This window comes from Streptomyces sp. col6, from assembly GCF_008042035.1.
GTDB lineage: Bacteria > Actinomycetota > Actinomycetes > Streptomycetales > Streptomycetaceae > Streptomyces.
Genome location: NZ_RDBL01000012.1, coordinates 110,446 through 123,954, shown reverse-complemented (window position 1 = coordinate 123,954; position 13,509 = coordinate 110,446). Strand labels below are relative to the sequence as shown.

The 13,509-nt window shown below is 71.9% G+C and carries 15 protein-coding genes; 3 read left to right on the top strand and 12 right to left on the bottom strand.

Annotated elements, in window-relative coordinates; genetic code table 11:
- Positions 1 to 61: 61 nt before the first annotated feature.
- Entirely contained in the window at positions 62 to 889 is an 828-nt protein-coding gene (locus EAO73_RS16335; protein ID WP_147972279.1) for a helix-turn-helix domain-containing protein, read from the bottom strand.
- 146 nt (positions 890 to 1,035) lie between these two features.
- Positions 1,036 to 1,515, bottom strand: a complete 480-nt coding sequence (locus tag EAO73_RS16330; protein WP_147972278.1) for a CGNR zinc finger domain-containing protein — start codon at positions 1,513 to 1,515, stop codon at positions 1,036 to 1,038.
- 106 nt (positions 1,516 to 1,621) lie between these two features.
- On the opposite strand from EAO73_RS16330, the gene EAO73_RS16325 reads away from it, so the two are divergent.
- Positions 1,622 to 2,488, top strand: coding sequence for an alpha/beta fold hydrolase (locus EAO73_RS16325; RefSeq protein WP_147972277.1), 867 nt, complete (start codon positions 1,622 to 1,624; stop codon positions 2,486 to 2,488).
- A gap of 93 nt (positions 2,489 to 2,581) precedes the next feature.
- Here EAO73_RS16325 and EAO73_RS16320 read toward each other — a convergent pair whose 3' ends face one another.
- From EAO73_RS16320 to EAO73_RS16295, 6 genes are read right to left on the bottom strand one after another with little or no spacing between them, the layout of a single operon-like run.
- Positions 2,582 to 3,823, bottom strand: a complete 1,242-nt coding sequence (locus EAO73_RS16320; RefSeq protein ID WP_147972276.1) for a phosphopentomutase — start codon at positions 3,821 to 3,823, stop codon at positions 2,582 to 2,584.
- Positions 3,824 to 3,834: 11 nt separating this feature from the next.
- Positions 3,835 to 5,001: an alanine racemase gene (locus EAO73_RS16315; RefSeq protein ID WP_147972275.1), complete on the bottom strand. Its 1,167-nt coding sequence runs from the start codon at positions 4,999 to 5,001 to the stop codon at positions 3,835 to 3,837.
- A gap of 2 nt (positions 5,002 to 5,003) precedes the next feature.
- On the bottom strand, positions 5,004 to 6,119 hold the full coding sequence (locus tag EAO73_RS16310) for an aminotransferase class V-fold PLP-dependent enzyme (protein ID WP_147972274.1): 1,116 nt from the start codon (positions 6,117 to 6,119) through the stop codon (positions 5,004 to 5,006).
- 1 nt (position 6,120) lies between these two features.
- Positions 6,121 to 7,074 carry a phosphotriesterase gene (locus tag EAO73_RS16305; RefSeq protein WP_147972273.1) on the bottom strand — a complete coding sequence of 318 codons (954 nt, stop codon included), beginning with the start codon at positions 7,072 to 7,074 and terminating at the stop codon, positions 6,121 to 6,123.
- Positions 7,075 to 7,122: 48 nt separating this feature from the next.
- Positions 7,123 to 8,460 carry a YhfT family protein gene (locus EAO73_RS16300; RefSeq protein ID WP_147972272.1) on the bottom strand — a complete coding sequence of 446 codons (1,338 nt, stop codon included), beginning with the start codon at positions 8,458 to 8,460 and terminating at the stop codon, positions 7,123 to 7,125.
- A 47-nt stretch (positions 8,461 to 8,507) separates the two neighbouring features.
- Complete coding sequence (locus EAO73_RS16295) at positions 8,508 to 8,864, bottom strand: DUF2620 domain-containing protein (protein ID WP_147972271.1); 357 nt, start codon at positions 8,862 to 8,864, stop codon at positions 8,508 to 8,510.
- Between the two features lie 48 nt (positions 8,865 to 8,912).
- Here EAO73_RS16295 and EAO73_RS16290 point away from each other — a divergent pair, with 48 nt between their 5' ends.
- Positions 8,913 to 9,947 carry an SCO7460 family lipoprotein gene (locus EAO73_RS16290; RefSeq protein WP_412074604.1) on the top strand — a complete coding sequence of 345 codons (1,035 nt, stop codon included), beginning with the start codon at positions 8,913 to 8,915 and terminating at the stop codon, positions 9,945 to 9,947.
- Between the two features lie 9 nt (positions 9,948 to 9,956).
- Here EAO73_RS16290 and EAO73_RS16285 read toward each other — a convergent pair whose 3' ends face one another.
- From EAO73_RS16285 to EAO73_RS16275, 3 genes are all read right to left on the bottom strand, one after another.
- Positions 9,957 to 11,441, bottom strand: coding sequence for a carboxylesterase/lipase family protein (locus EAO73_RS16285; protein WP_191134105.1), 1,485 nt, complete (start codon positions 11,439 to 11,441; stop codon positions 9,957 to 9,959).
- Between the two features lie 136 nt (positions 11,442 to 11,577).
- Positions 11,578 to 11,847 (bottom strand): hypothetical protein, encoded by a 270-nt coding sequence (locus EAO73_RS16280; RefSeq protein ID WP_147972269.1) that lies wholly within the window; start codon positions 11,845 to 11,847, stop codon positions 11,578 to 11,580.
- Positions 11,848 to 11,882: 35 nt separating this feature from the next.
- Positions 11,883 to 12,344, bottom strand: a complete 462-nt coding sequence (locus tag EAO73_RS16275; protein WP_147972268.1) for a MarR family winged helix-turn-helix transcriptional regulator — start codon at positions 12,342 to 12,344, stop codon at positions 11,883 to 11,885.
- 56 nt (positions 12,345 to 12,400) lie between these two features.
- Here EAO73_RS16275 and EAO73_RS16270 point away from each other — a divergent pair, with 56 nt between their 5' ends.
- Positions 12,401 to 12,808 carry a glyoxalase/bleomycin resistance/extradiol dioxygenase family protein gene (locus EAO73_RS16270; RefSeq protein WP_147972267.1) on the top strand — a complete coding sequence of 136 codons (408 nt, stop codon included), beginning with the start codon at positions 12,401 to 12,403 and terminating at the stop codon, positions 12,806 to 12,808.
- A gap of 16 nt (positions 12,809 to 12,824) precedes the next feature.
- Here the strand turns inward: EAO73_RS16270 and EAO73_RS16265 are convergent, their stop codons facing one another.
- Complete coding sequence (locus tag EAO73_RS16265; protein ID WP_147972266.1) at positions 12,825 to 13,376, bottom strand: glycoside hydrolase family 25 protein; 552 nt, start codon at positions 13,374 to 13,376, stop codon at positions 12,825 to 12,827.
- Positions 13,377 to 13,509 lie beyond the last annotated feature (133 nt).

Here is a 13,509-nt window from a genome sequence, read left to right as displayed (position 1 = left end):
CGTTCGGGCGGTCTTGAAGAAATGGGAAGGGAGGCCGGCGCGACGGGCGGACGGTCGTCGGCTACCCGGCTCCGAGGAGGACTTCGCCGCGGCGCCAGGCCGTCGGCGGCCGGCCGGTGAACTCGCGCCAGTCCCGCACGAGATGGGCCTGGTCGGCATAGCCCGAGACGGCTGCCACATCGCTCCACGGGAGCGGGTTCCGCGCCGCAGCCAGTTCGTGCGCGTGCTCGAAGCGCAGGACTCGGGCGAGGGTCTTCGGCGGCAGGCCCACCTCACCGAGGAACCGCTCGGTGAGGTACCGGCGGCTCAAGCCGAGTTCGGCGGCGACCGCACCGACCTGGAGGCAACCCCGTGCGGCGACGAGGCGGCGCCATGCCTCGGCCACCGCGGGGCGCACCTCACGCGCCTGGTCGCCCCGGCCGACAGCCCGCAGGAGCAGTTCGTCCAGCGCGGCGAACCGCGCCGCCCATGTCGTCGCAGACCGGAGCCGGTCCACCAGCTCGACGGCAAGCGCTCCGAGAAGGTCGTCGAGCGGGACCAGCCGGTGGGCGAGCTCGGCGGCGGGCATACCGTAGATGGCTCGGGCCCCGAGCGGTGTGAGTGATACCTGAACACCTTGCTGGCGTCCGTCGTGGTGAAGGGCGACGGACCGGCACATCAGACCGCCGGCCACGCTGCCGAATCGGGTGACCGGTGACCCGTCGTCAACGCCAGCCGCCACCTCCAGAGGACCTGACAGGCTGATCACCGCCGTGAGCGCGCGGCTCGGCGGGCCGCGGTGGACCCCCGCCGGGAACCCGCGGAGGTCGAAGCCGACATACGAGTCGACGTACTCCCGCAAGGCGGGCGCCGGACGCGCACCGGTCCCGGTGGCCTTGTGGTGCTCCATTTTCGTCAGTGTACGAGCCGCCCGGCCGGGAGGATCGTCCTCCCGGGGGCTGAACGCCATTTTCACGAGAGGCTTCTGAGGGCTCGTCAGATGCGTGCGCCGGGCCGTGCCCGAGAACGCCGGCCACGACGGAGTGCGGGGACCGCTCAACGGGTGCGTTCGTAGTGGCGGCGCGCCTTCTCTCGGTTGCCGCAGACGGCCATCGAGCACCAGCGGGCACGGTTGGCGCGGCTGCGGTCGATCAGGAACAGCCTGCACTCGTCGTTGGCGCAGGGGCGCAGCCGGCCGGGCAGTTGCTTCTCGGTGGCCGCCCAGGCGAGAACCACCTCGACGGCCAGCCGGGCGTGCGGGGGAGTCCTGACCATCCACCCCAGGCCGTCGGAGGTGATCTCCGGAACCTGGTGGACCCCTTCGAGCAGCGGGCTCAGCGCGGTGGGCGGGCTTTCTCCGCGTACAACGTCCCGCAGGATGTCCCGCGTCTGGCGCAGCAGCGCCAGCTCCGCGAGGCTGCCTTCGCCGCCGTGTTCCCGCGCCCACCGCCTGCCTCGGGCCGGGTCGCGGAGTGCGTCCTGTTCCTCGCCGTTGACCAGTGGCCTGCTGTTGAGCAGGTCCAGCAAGGTGTCCATCGGCCACCGCCCTCCTTCTAACCTGATCCAGATGTTTGACAGGTTAGCTCGCTCCGTGCTTGCATGGCGACGAACTAACCGGATAGATGACGTTAAGGGGTTAGGTATGAGCTCGGTGCACCACCGGACCGCAACCGTCGACGGTCACGAGATCTTCTACCGCGAGGCCGGCCCCGCCGACGCCCCCGCGATCGTCCTGCTGCACGGATTTCCGACCAGCTCGTTCATGTTCCGCGAACTCATCCCGCTTCTGGCCGACGACTACCACGTCATCGCGCCGGACCACCTCGGCTTCGGCCACTCCGATGCCCCCCTCGCCACAGAGTTCACCTACACCTTCGACGCCCTCGCCGAACTCACCTCCCAGCTGCTCGACCAACTGGGCCTGGACCGCTACGCCCTCTACGTGCAGGACTACGGTGCCCCCATCGGATGGCGTCTCGCACTCAAGCACCCCGAACGGATCTCCGCCCTCGTCACACAGAACGGAAACGGCTACGAGGACGGCTTCATCGAATCGTTCTGGACCGACGTCTGGGCCTACGGGGCGAACCCCGGACCCGCCACCGAACCCGCCGTCCGCGTCGCGCTGGGCATCGACGCCATTCGCTGGCAGTACGTGCACGGCGTACCCGACCCCAGCCTGGTCAGCCCGGACACCTGGGAGCACGACTTCGCCCTCGTCTCCCGCCGGGGCAACGACGAGGTCCAGCTGGCGCTGTTCCGCGACTACCGGAACAACCGCCCCCTCTACCCGCTGCTGCACGAATTCCTGCGCACCAGCGAGGTCCCGGTGCTCGCCGTGTGGGGCCGCAACGACGAGATCTTCGGCCCGGCGGGCGCGCGTGCCTTCGCCCGCGACGCCAAGGACGCGGAGGTGCACCTGGTCAACGGCGGCCACTTCCTGCTGGAAAGCCACCTGGACGTCGTGGCGGGCTACCTCCGCGGCTTCCTCGGGCGGGTGCTGCGATAGCCGGAGCCCTGGCCGGAGGGCCCGTACGGCCGGCCTCCAGACCCGCCCTCCGCCGTCGACACGAGCGGTGTCCCCATGACGAGCTGTCCTGCCCTAGGCGGCCCGTCGGCCTGTCCGCAGCGCCCGGCCGTTGGCCAGGCCCTCCGGGTCCAGCGACAGGGACACGGCGGCCGTCGCGCCGACATCCGCGAGGCTCTCCGAGTCGGGCAGCAGCTCCACGCCGTCCGCGCCGGGCCGGTGGATGAGCACGGGGACGTACTCGCGGGTGTGGAAGGCGTGCCCGGCCGTCGGGTCGTTGCCGTGGTCGCCGGTCACGATGAGGCGGTCGCCCGGCGCGTCGAGCAGAGCGACGAGCGCGGCCAGGCCGGCGTCGGCCTGCTCCAGGAGACGTCCGTAGCGCTCGGTGTCCTGCTGGTGCCCGGCCAGGTCCGTCTCCTGGATGTTGGACACCACCAGGCCGTCGCCGCAGGCGCGTACCGCTTCGAGGGTGTGCGTGAGGACGTCGGCGGTGTCCACGGCCGGGTGCCGGACCGCCGGCTCGCAGGCCAGGATGTCGGCGGCCTTCCCCACCAGGGTGACCGGGATGCCCGCGCGGGCGGCCAGGTCGGGGAGCTGGCGGGTGTGGTCGATCCGGGCGCCCAGGTGCTGCACTTCGAGGCCGCCGTTGCGGTAGAAGCCGGTGGCGGGCGTGTCGAGGCCGACCGTGCCCTCCTCGCCGGCCCGCACGAAGCGCTCCAGCGGTCCGTCCGCGTGCCCGCCCACCGCGATGACCCGCGCCACGGGAGCGACGGCGCGCACCGTGCGGGCCACGGCGAGGATGCCGCCCGGCCCGTCGAACGGCAGGTCCTCCAGCCGCCCGGAGGCGTTCCAGTTGATGCCCGGGTCGGCCTCCAGGTTGTCGTGGACCAGCACCGAGCCGTCGACGACCAGGAGCGGCCTGCCGTCCAGCCGGCCGACCCGGTGCCCGGCCGCTTCGAGTGCGGCGCTCACCTCGTCGATGTGGTCGGCGAGCCGGGCGACGGTCACCCGGCTGAAGTCGGCCCCCATCATGGTCTGGTGGCCGGCGAAGGTGTCGGCGCCCGGATAGCCGAGGGCGGCCCGGCCCGCGGCGACGGGCAGATGGGTGCGCCGGGCGAGATCGGGGTGCGGGTGTACGAGGCCGAGGCCGAGCGAACCCAGCACGGGCAGCCGCACCGGGCGGCCGAACGCCTCCCGGCAGTGGTCCAGCACATGTCCGCAGGTGTCGGCGGTCAGATCGCCGGGGCGCGTGGTGCCCGCGTCGGGCATGGCGCCGATGCCGAATCCGTCGATCACGACGATGACGGTCTTGGCCATGGGGTGCCTCCTCAGCTCAGGGACCGGCCCTGGGCGTCGTACAGACCGTTGAGACGGGGCGTGCCGGATGAGATTCCGGAGACGACGGCGACGGTCGAGCGGGTGACGAAGATCTGGGTGCGGAAGGCGAGCAGCGCGGTGTCGCCGATGCGGACGTCCTGTCCGGGGGCGGGCGCGTCGAGCAGCCGGTAGTAGTCGATGTTCTCGGCGGGCGCGTCCAGCACGTTCAGACGCGCCCCGGTGCGTGGCAGCAGGGCGCTCCTGATGTGGGAGCGGGCGTAGAACCCGCCGCCGAAGACGGCGGGGCGGCCGTCGTCCAGGGTGTGGGCGACCTCGGTGACGTACACGTAGGCGGGGGTCTCGGGCTGCGCCGGGTCGAGGGCGTGCAGCGGGGTCGTGCCGGTCAGGGCGTGGCCCGGCTCTCCGTGGGTGGCGCCGAGGCCGGCGAGCAGTGGCAGGGAGGCCATCGAGGTGGCGCTGGGGGCGCTCAGCTTGAGGTCCGTGTGGCCGCGGCCGGCGAGCGTCTCGCGGGCCTTGAGGGCGAGGGCGAAGTTGGGTGTGGCGTACGGGGCCCCGGTCGCCGGATCGCACAGGACGCACGGGAAGGCGGTGACCCCCGCGATCCGGATGCCGGGAAGCCGTTCGGCGGTGTCGGCGAAGGCGTCGAGCCGGTTGAGCGGGACGCCGCCCTCCTGGCCGGGGTAGGTGCTTCCCTCGGCGCCTTCGAGACGGATCAGGATGTCCTGGACGAAGCCCAGCCGCCTTGCGGTGTCGGAGACCGCGCGGGCGTTGTCCAGGTCGTAGACGGTGACGGTCTCGGGACGCCCCGCCAGCATCTCGGGCAGGGCGCGGCGCGGGATCTGTACGAGGTGGCCGAGGTTGCCGGCACGGGCTCCGGAGGCGTGCAGGGTGCGCGCCTCGGGCGGGTCGATGGCGGCGTAGCGGGGGATGTGCCGGGCGACGGCCCGGATCAGTTCAGGGTTGCGGCCGAGCTGTTTGACGACGAACCAGAGAGAGAGGCCCAGCCGTTCGGCCTCGGCGGCCAGGAGCGCGGCGTTCGCCTCGACGGCGTCCAGGTCCATCACATAGGTGTCCGGCGGGATCGCGCCCTCGTCGTGGAGCGCGGCCGCGGCCTCGACGAGCCCGGGATTGCGGGTCAGTACGGTGTCGAGAAACACGGTCAGTGGTCCTTCGGGTCGTTCAGCGCGGCCAGTGAGCGGCGCAGGATCTCGATGACGAGGTCCGCGCCCGCCCGCATCGGGTTGATGCGCACGGTCCAGTCGGCCAGTTCCGGGGAGTCGTCCAGGGCGGAGCTGGACATCCGGTAGAAGAGCGGCGTGATCTCGTAGCGGGAGTTGGAACCGACGGGGTACGGGGCCGCGCCGAAGCGCGCGGCGACGGCGGGCAGCTCCCTGGCCACGGGCCGGTCGAGCCGGACCAGCAGGCACCGGTCCTGCGCGTTGGCGAGCCGGACCTCGGCGACCCCGGGCACCTCGCCCGCGGTCAGCCGCTCGGCGACCTCGGCGCCCACCTGGGACTGCACGGACCACATGAGCGGTACGTGGGTGAGTGCGCGCAGAGCGTCGAGTGCCTGGTGCCCCTGGACCTGGCCGCCGCCGGAGTAGTTGTCGCGGCGGATGTGCTCGATCAGGTCGCCGGCGCCGACGACGATGCCGACGCCCTCCGGGCCATGCAGCTTGAACAGGGAGAAGCAGGAGGCGTCGGCGCCCAGTTCGACCCCGGCCGCCGGGGTGCGCATCACGGCGTAGTTGTCGTCGACGACGGTGCGGACCCCGGCGGCCCGGCAGGCGGCGAGGACCGCGCCGGGGTCGTAGGAGTCGGCGAGCCGCTGCCGGGTGTGCTGGACGTAGGCCCAGCGGAACCGGCCGGATTCCAGGACCGCGCGCAGCTCGTCGGGATCGTTGAAGTCGGCCTCGACGGTCCGGACCCCGAGGCCGCGCAGCGTGACCTCGGTGGTGCGGTAGACGGGTGCCCGGTGGATGAGGAGGGGGTCGCCCGGCCGGACGGCGGCGGTGAGGGCGGCCCGGATCGCGCCGGTGCCCGCGCCCTGGACGAAGGCGGCGCCCTCGGCACCGAAGAAGTCGGCGAGGACGGACTCGACGCGGGCGGTGGTGGCGGGGCGTCCGAGGCCGGGCACGACCCCTGCGTCGGAGGCGAACAGCTGCGGGCCCTCGAAGTGGCGGGCGGTGGCCTCGATGAGCCGGAACTGGCGGGCGACGGCATCGGCCGGGGCCACGGTCGGCAGCGGGAACGTCCGGGGGAGTACGGGGTGCATGTCAGCTCTCTTCCACGTTCGCGCCGCTGAGGAAGCGCAGCGGATTGCGGCGGGTCAGCAGGTCGATCAGGTCGTCGTCCACGCCTGCCGCTCTGAGCTTGGGCAGGAAGCTCCCGAAGAGGTGGCCGTAGCCCTGGCCCCCCTCGGAGGTGAGGTAGCCATGGCGGGAGATGTCGCAGCTGAGCAGGGCCCGGTCGGCGTGTCCTGCCTCCAGGAGGGCGAGCAGGAGTCGCAGCCGGGTGTCGTCGCTCTGGTAGCCGTCCTTGCCGACGGTGTCGAAGGCGACGTACGCGCCGCTCGCGGCGAGCTCCCGGTGCACCGCGGGGTCGTCCAGCAGGTCCTGATGGCCGATCGAGATCCGGTGCGGGGCCAGCCCTTCGCCGGTGAGCAGTTCCAGCTGGGCGAGGCCGCCGCGGCCGAGCTGCGCATGGGTGGCGACGGAGAGGCCGGTGGCGAGGGCGGCCCGTGCCGCGGCGCGGAGCACCTTGCTCTCCGGCGGCGTCGGGAGGTCCCCGTGGCTGCCGATCTCGCCGAGGACGCCGGGGCGGATGCCCGTGGCGCCGATGCCGTGCTCGATCTCGTGGACGAGCGTGGCGGTGAGGTCCCCGACGCTGCCGCGGTCGATCTCGGGGGTGTGGAACGGCTCGTAGTACCAGCCGGTCGCGGCGACGACGGCGATCTGGGCGTCCCGTGAGATCCGGGCCAGGGTGCGCACGTCGCGGCCCATGCCGCGGCAGGTCAGCTCGATGACGAGGGCGAGTCCGTACTCCTCGCGGAGTGCGGCCAGCTCGGCCGTGACGGCGGCGGTGTGCCGGCCGGCGGCGAGCACGGCAGCGCCGTCGCCCCGGTGGTCGAGGTCGAGGACGAGGTGTTCGTGGGCCAGGGCGGGGCCGCGTACCGCGTCGGGGGCGATGTCTCCGAGGACGGTACGCAGTGCGGGGGCGGGGCTGTTCATCGTGGGGGGTCCTTCTCGGGTCGGCCTGCGTGATCCGGGGGAGTAGGGCTATCCCTTGATCGGTGTGAACAGGTCCATCCAGTACAGGAGGTTGAGGAGGATGCCGCCGACGATCACCGCGGCCGGTGCCGCGGCCATCCGGACGACCGGCCGGCCCATCGCCTCGTTCAGCAGGTAGAGCCCGCCGACGACGAGGATGCCCAGGCCACCGCCCATGGCGTTGGCCGCCATCAGCGAGCCGAAGAGGATCGCCAGCTGGAGCGTTTCGCTGATCGCACTGCGCAGGTGCTCGGAGGAGTCGCGGACGCTGGGCAGCCGGCCGAGGAGCTTGCCGATGTAGGACAAGGCCAGCACCTCGGCCGCGAAGACCAGGGCGCCGACGATCGCGGCGAGGAACGGGTTCGGCATCAGGTACCCGATGGGGTACACGAGGGTGAAGCCCGCGATGCCGTACGCGCCGGAGGCCAGCGCGGTGGTCGCGATCAGCGGGATGAACCCGAAGACGCGGTAGAAGTCGACCTGCGCCGCCTCGGAGTACTGCCCCTTCGCGATCAGGAAGCTGGTTGCCTCGCCGCCGCCGAATATGTGCATCTGTGCGAGCACACAGACCCCCGCGCCCAGGACCATGAACAGGGGCAGATACCTGCGCAGCCGGGCCGCACTTGCGCTGAAGAGGGAGGCCATCGGGTCGTCACCCTCGATGACGGGCTCGCTCACGCCCGCGGCCCTGTCCGCCTTGCGCTGGGCGAGGTCCTTGGCGACGGCGAGACCGATGAGCATCAGCACACCGACGGCCATCGCCAGCGCGCCGGCGAACATGTTGGGCCACAGCTTCATGGTCATGACGACCAGGGCGAACTCCAGCAGCCCCGCGATGCCGCCCCACTTGCGGCCGAACTGCTTGGTGATGGCCAGCACCGGGAACAGCGTGAAGAGGAAGAGGATCGGAGTCGACATCTGCTGCATGGCGGTGATGAAGTCGACCGGGAGGTCATGCGCCACGTTGTTGGCGCCGTTGAGGCCGAAGACGACGACCGCGCCCCAGGCGCCGCCGAGGATCGGTGCGAGCCACTTCTTCGGCGACAGCATGCCGAGGATGTCGGTGGGCAGGAAGAGGAGCCACGGGTTCAGTACCCCGGTGGACAGGGCCATCGGGGCGCCGAGCCCGAAGATGAACCCGGCCGAGAGGCCGAACGAGACCGCCGTCGTCGCGCTGCGCGTGGTGCGCCCCTGGATGAAGTCCAGGAGGAACGGGCGAACGCCGTCGTTGAAGACGGCCAGCGCCATGTGAGAGATGTACGCGGTCAGCGCACAGAGGGCTATGACGGTCAGTTGCTGGGCCAGCGAGAAGTCGAGGCTCGTACCGGCTGCGAGTGTCGAACTCACGGGGTCACTCCTTCGTGCCCGGGATGATCAGAGCGGGGTGGCTGGGGTCAGCCGCGGGCGGCGATGGCGCGCGCCATGAGGGGGGCGATGGTGTCGATCTGGTCCATCGAGAAGCCGAAGACCTTCTTGCCCTCGTCCAGCAGGGCGGTGATCTGCTCCTCGGTGGGGACGCTGCGGCCGAAGGTGTGGCAGACGGCGCTGCCCATCAGGCCGACGAGGACGCCGAGCGAGGCACCGGCGCCCGTGTGACAGGTGCCCAGGTAGTAGTCGGCCTGGGAGACGCGCAGCTTCATCGCGGCGTCCATGTCACTGGAGGCGGTGACCTCCAGCCCCTCGATGCCGAGCTGCGTGATGGTCTGGGTGACCTCGGTCTTGCCGACGCCGCCGGCGAGGATCTTCGTCATGTCCTGCTTCTTTCCAGAGGGTGGGGACGGGGTGGTTCAGGAGGAGGCATGAGCAGGGGGCGGGGCGGGATGGGCGGATCGCCGAGACGGCGCGGAACCGCAGTCGGGGCGGCCGGTGCGCTGGCATGCGTACTCGCGCCGGCGCTGACGGGGTGCGGCGTGGTGACCACGAAGGAGGACCGCCAGTACGCCGAGAAGCTGGCCGACAGGTACTACCCGGGCGTTCTCCGCGTGATCGAGGCCCACACCCTGGTCCCGCACGCGAGCGGTTCGGAGATCACCTTCGCTATGACCGACGACCCCGACGCCGTGGTCCGGATGCGGGTGGACGCCGACGCGGGCACCTGCAACACCCATGACTGCCGAGAGGTGATGGACGAGGCGGTGCGGCGCGGGCGGCGGGAGGCGGCGGCGCTGCGGGTCCTCGTCGACACGTTCCGGCGCTGCGGCCACGAGGTGCTGGCCGTCGACCCGCAGACCGGGGCGCCCTGGATCGCCGCATCCCCCACCAATGCCACGGTGTCCGCCCTGCTCCAGGAGATCGGAACGTGCGCGCGGCAGTGGAAGGAGGGGACCGACGTCAAGGGAGCATCGGTCAACCTGGTCTCCCCGTCCGTCGCCGAGAAGCGGCCGGCGGGAAAGAAGTCCCGGCCGACGGCCATGCGCCTGAGCGCGACCCCGCTCCTCGCGGCCCTGAGCGGGCACGCCTACTACTCCGCCGGCTACGGGGCGAAGGACGGGCGCGTGGACCCGTCCTCGGGGAGCGCCCGCATCGTCCGCCCGTTCGACGAGCGGCAGAAGTTCGCCGCGGCCGTCCACAGCGCGGTCGGGGAACGGCTGCGGGCGGACCACCCCCGCGTCCAGGTGAGCGACTACGAGTGGGTGTGGCGCCTGGAGCCCGGGACCGTCGACCGGGTCACCGGGTACGTCCTGTACTGCGAGGAGCCCGACGGGGACAAGACGTGCCTGGGCGACCGGGCCGTGCTGGTGACCACCGACCTGGACGGCAGACCGCAGGGAGCACTGCGTGAGATCGGCAAGGTCCGCGAGGGCCGCGGGCCGCTTCGGCTGCCCCCGATGTGAACCGGCGCGTCAGGAGCGGGCGGGACGGTAGGAGTACGCGCCCCAGAGCGCGCGCAGCGCGCCGCTGTCCCGCCAGGGCCCGGAGGCGACCGCACCGTCCGGCGCCCCCCACACCCTGATCTCGCCGCCGCCCGGCTCCCAGCCCGGGTGGCCAGTGGCCGCGAACCCGGCCCAGGCCGCGGTCATCCGGTCCGCGAGAGCCCGGTCACCGGCTGTCGGGGCCGCACCGCCGATGAGGAACCGGATGCTCTCGTCGTCCACGTTGCCGAAGGCGAACGGCACGTCGGCGCAGTGCCAGGGGCGCGCTCCCCCGCTCCTGCGGTCGAACCGGGACAGGAAGGAGCGGCCGCCCGCCGCCGTATGGGCCTCGGCGAGGCGGCTGCTGTACTCGCCGAACATCAGGTCCCCGTACACGGCGAGATGGATGTCGTACGCCCCGGCGCCGGGCATGAGCGCGCGGTACCCCTCGATGAGCCCGGCCGGCAGGTCGAAGTCGGCCGCGAAGCGGTGCAGCCGCTCGTCCGTGGGGATGTCCGTACTGCTGCCGACGGCGTCCATCAGCCAGTACTCCTCGGTCGTGTTACAGGCCAGCAGGCCGGCGTCCCGGGCCGCTCCCGCGGCGATCAGGTGCAGCGGGTCGTCGCGCAGGAGGTGCCCGTCGGCGACGGGTCCGTAGATGACCGGGTCCCAGTGCAACTGGCCGGAACCGGGATCCTTGCGGTACTCCTCCACGACCGCGGCGGAGGCCCGGAGCAGTGTCTGCGGGGACGCCCCGGCCAGGGCGGCGCGGGTCGCGGGCGTTCCCGCGGCGGCGGCCACCCGCTCCGTGACCCGCTCGGCGAGTTCCTGGGCGAAGACCGGACCGACCGCGCTGTGTGCGATCACCCGCCGGAACAGGCCACGGGCGCCCTCCATCACCATCAGGCAGACCGCCGAGGTGGCTCCGGCCGACTGTCCGGCGACGGTGACGTTGTCCGGTGCTCCCCCGAACGCCGCGATGTTGTCGCGGACCCATTCCAGGGCGGCGATCTGGTCGAGGAGGCCGCGGTTGGGCGGGCAGGCGTCGTCCGGACCACCGGCGGGGACATGGCCGAAGCCCTCGAAGCCGACGCGGTAGTTCAGGGTGACCACGACGAGGCCGGTGCGGGCGAGCGCCGTCCCGTCGAAGTCCGGCTGGGCGCTCGATCCGAAGGTATAGGCACCGCCGTGGATCCAGACCAGCACCGGCAGGGGGCCGGTCGCACCGGCGGGGGTCCAGACGTTGAGACTCAGGACGTCCTCGTCGCCGGGCGACCAGGAGGGGGCGCCCGGGAGTTCGGCCGACTGCGGCGGGATCGGGCCGAACTCCGTGCAGTCGCGGACCCCGGACCACGGGGTGCGCGGGCGGGGGGCCCGGAAACGGCCGGCTCCGAACGGCGGCTCGGCGTAGGGGATTCCGAGGACGGCGACGACGTCCCCGGCCGGGGCCCGTCCGCGTACGTGCCCGCTCGCCATCTCGTACACACCGCTGTTCCTCAACGCGTTCCCACTGCCCTTCGCTCACCGCTCCCGGGCGCGGGAGCGGTGATCAGGATGGCTCACTCCGGATGCCTGCGCGAAGGGAATTCGCCGGGAGTGATCGCGGAGGCGGTCAGCCGGCCTGGCCGATGGCGCCGCGGAGCATGGCCACAGTGGTCGCCGCCGCCGCCCGTTCCGCTTCGTCGTCGGTGGCGCGCACCCGCTCCTCCAGCAGCACGACCGCCGCTTGGAGTACGCCGACGCGCACCGGAACGGACTGCATGGCCGTCAGTACGGCGGCGGCCTGTTCGGCAGGCGTGGCGGGCGCGGCCTGCGGAATGAGGGTGGAGATACCGCGCCCGAGCGCACGGTCACGAGGCGGCTGGGCCGCGGCTGTGGTCACCGGAGAAGTCTGCCGCACCCGGCGCGCCGAATCGGTCAGCGACCTGGCCGCACCTGGCCGGTCTCCCGCAGCCCTTCGTGCACGCGGAGCAACAGGGCGGTCAACTGGGCGCGTTCGCGGGCGTTCAGCGGCGTCAGCACCTCCTCCTGCACGGCCACCGCCTCGGATTCGAGGTCTTCCAGCAGCGCACGGCCCGCCGGGGTGACCGTGACCGTGACACGGCGCCGGTCGGCGGTGTCACGGGCGCGCTCCACCAGGCCGGCCGCACCGAGCCCGTCCACGATCTTCACGACGTCGCTGCGGTCGATCGAGAGCCGCGCGGCGATCTCCCGCTGCACATGCGGGCCGAAGTCGGCCAGGGCGGCGAGGACCGCCATGTGCCAGAGCCGAAGACCTCGTTCGGCCAGCCGGTCCGCGAGCCGGCCGCGAGCCGCCTTGCCGGTCTTGGACATGAGGTAGGTCGTCATTCCCAGGAGGCTGGGCGGAGTCTCGTTCATCGTGTATATCGTAGGGCCAACCCAATGATGGGTGTACACCTACTGAAGGACTCGTTGTGGACGCCTTGCACCCCCGCCTGCTGGTCGACCGGTTCGCCGACTGCTTCCGCTTCTACGACGCCGTGCTGCCGCCGCTGATCGGAGCCGTACGCGCCAGTGGCGGGGCGTCGGGCCCGTACGCCCACTGGGACGTCGAAGGCCAGGGCGTGCTGGTGCTGTTCGACCGGCGCGCCATGGCGGCGGTCGCCGGGACGGACCATCTGCCCGCTCAGGCGCCGCCGGTTCAGGACCGCTCGATGTTCGTGTGCCGCGTGGACGACGTCGACGCGGGGCTGGCGCTCTGCCTCACGCAGGGGGCCGAGTTGGCCGCAGCCGCCTGCGACCGGCCGGAGTGGGGGCCCGGACTGCGCACCGCCCATGTACGCGACCCGGAGGGCAACCTCGTGGAGTTGCAGTCGTACTGACCGGTGCGCGGAGCGGTCACTTCCGCGCCCAGGCGCGCATGGCCGAGCGCGAGGAGAAGTCGGCGACGTCCTTGTCGAGCGGCTGGTCGGTGTACTGGTGAATGCGCCAGGCCGCCTTGATGCGCGGCTTGCCGGCCTTCACGTAGTCGGCGATCCACAGGCCGTCCCCGGCGTACGACGTGGTGTCGTGGTTCAGCCAGAAGTAGCGGTTGCAGTAGAGCAGGACGCGATGGTGCGGCCGCAGCCGTTTGACCTCGCGGATGAAACGGTCCTTCTCCGCGTTGCTCGGCCGGGTGCCCTCGCCGTTCTGTTCCCAGTCCACGGCGAGAAGGTCACCGGCCTTCTCGGGGGCCTTGCTCAGGAAGTACTCGGCCTGCGCCGCGATGTTGCCCGGCCACAGGAAGTGGTAGAAGCCGACGACACAGTCCGCGTCGCGAGCCCGTTTGGTCTGGTCGGTCAGGCGTGGGTTGACGTACGACCGGCCCTCGGTCGCCTTGATGAAGACGAAGTCGAGTCCGTCCGCGTCGAACGAGGACTGATGGGCGCTGACATCGACACCGTGCAGCATGGGCACCGCCTTTACAAATGGCTGGCTCTCTTCCGCTTACCTTCCCCTCCCGCATGCGTTCCACCCCCATCGGAAGCACGAATGCGCGTGTGTGCCGGGGCGCGCGCTCCGGCACACACACGCAGATCCGTAC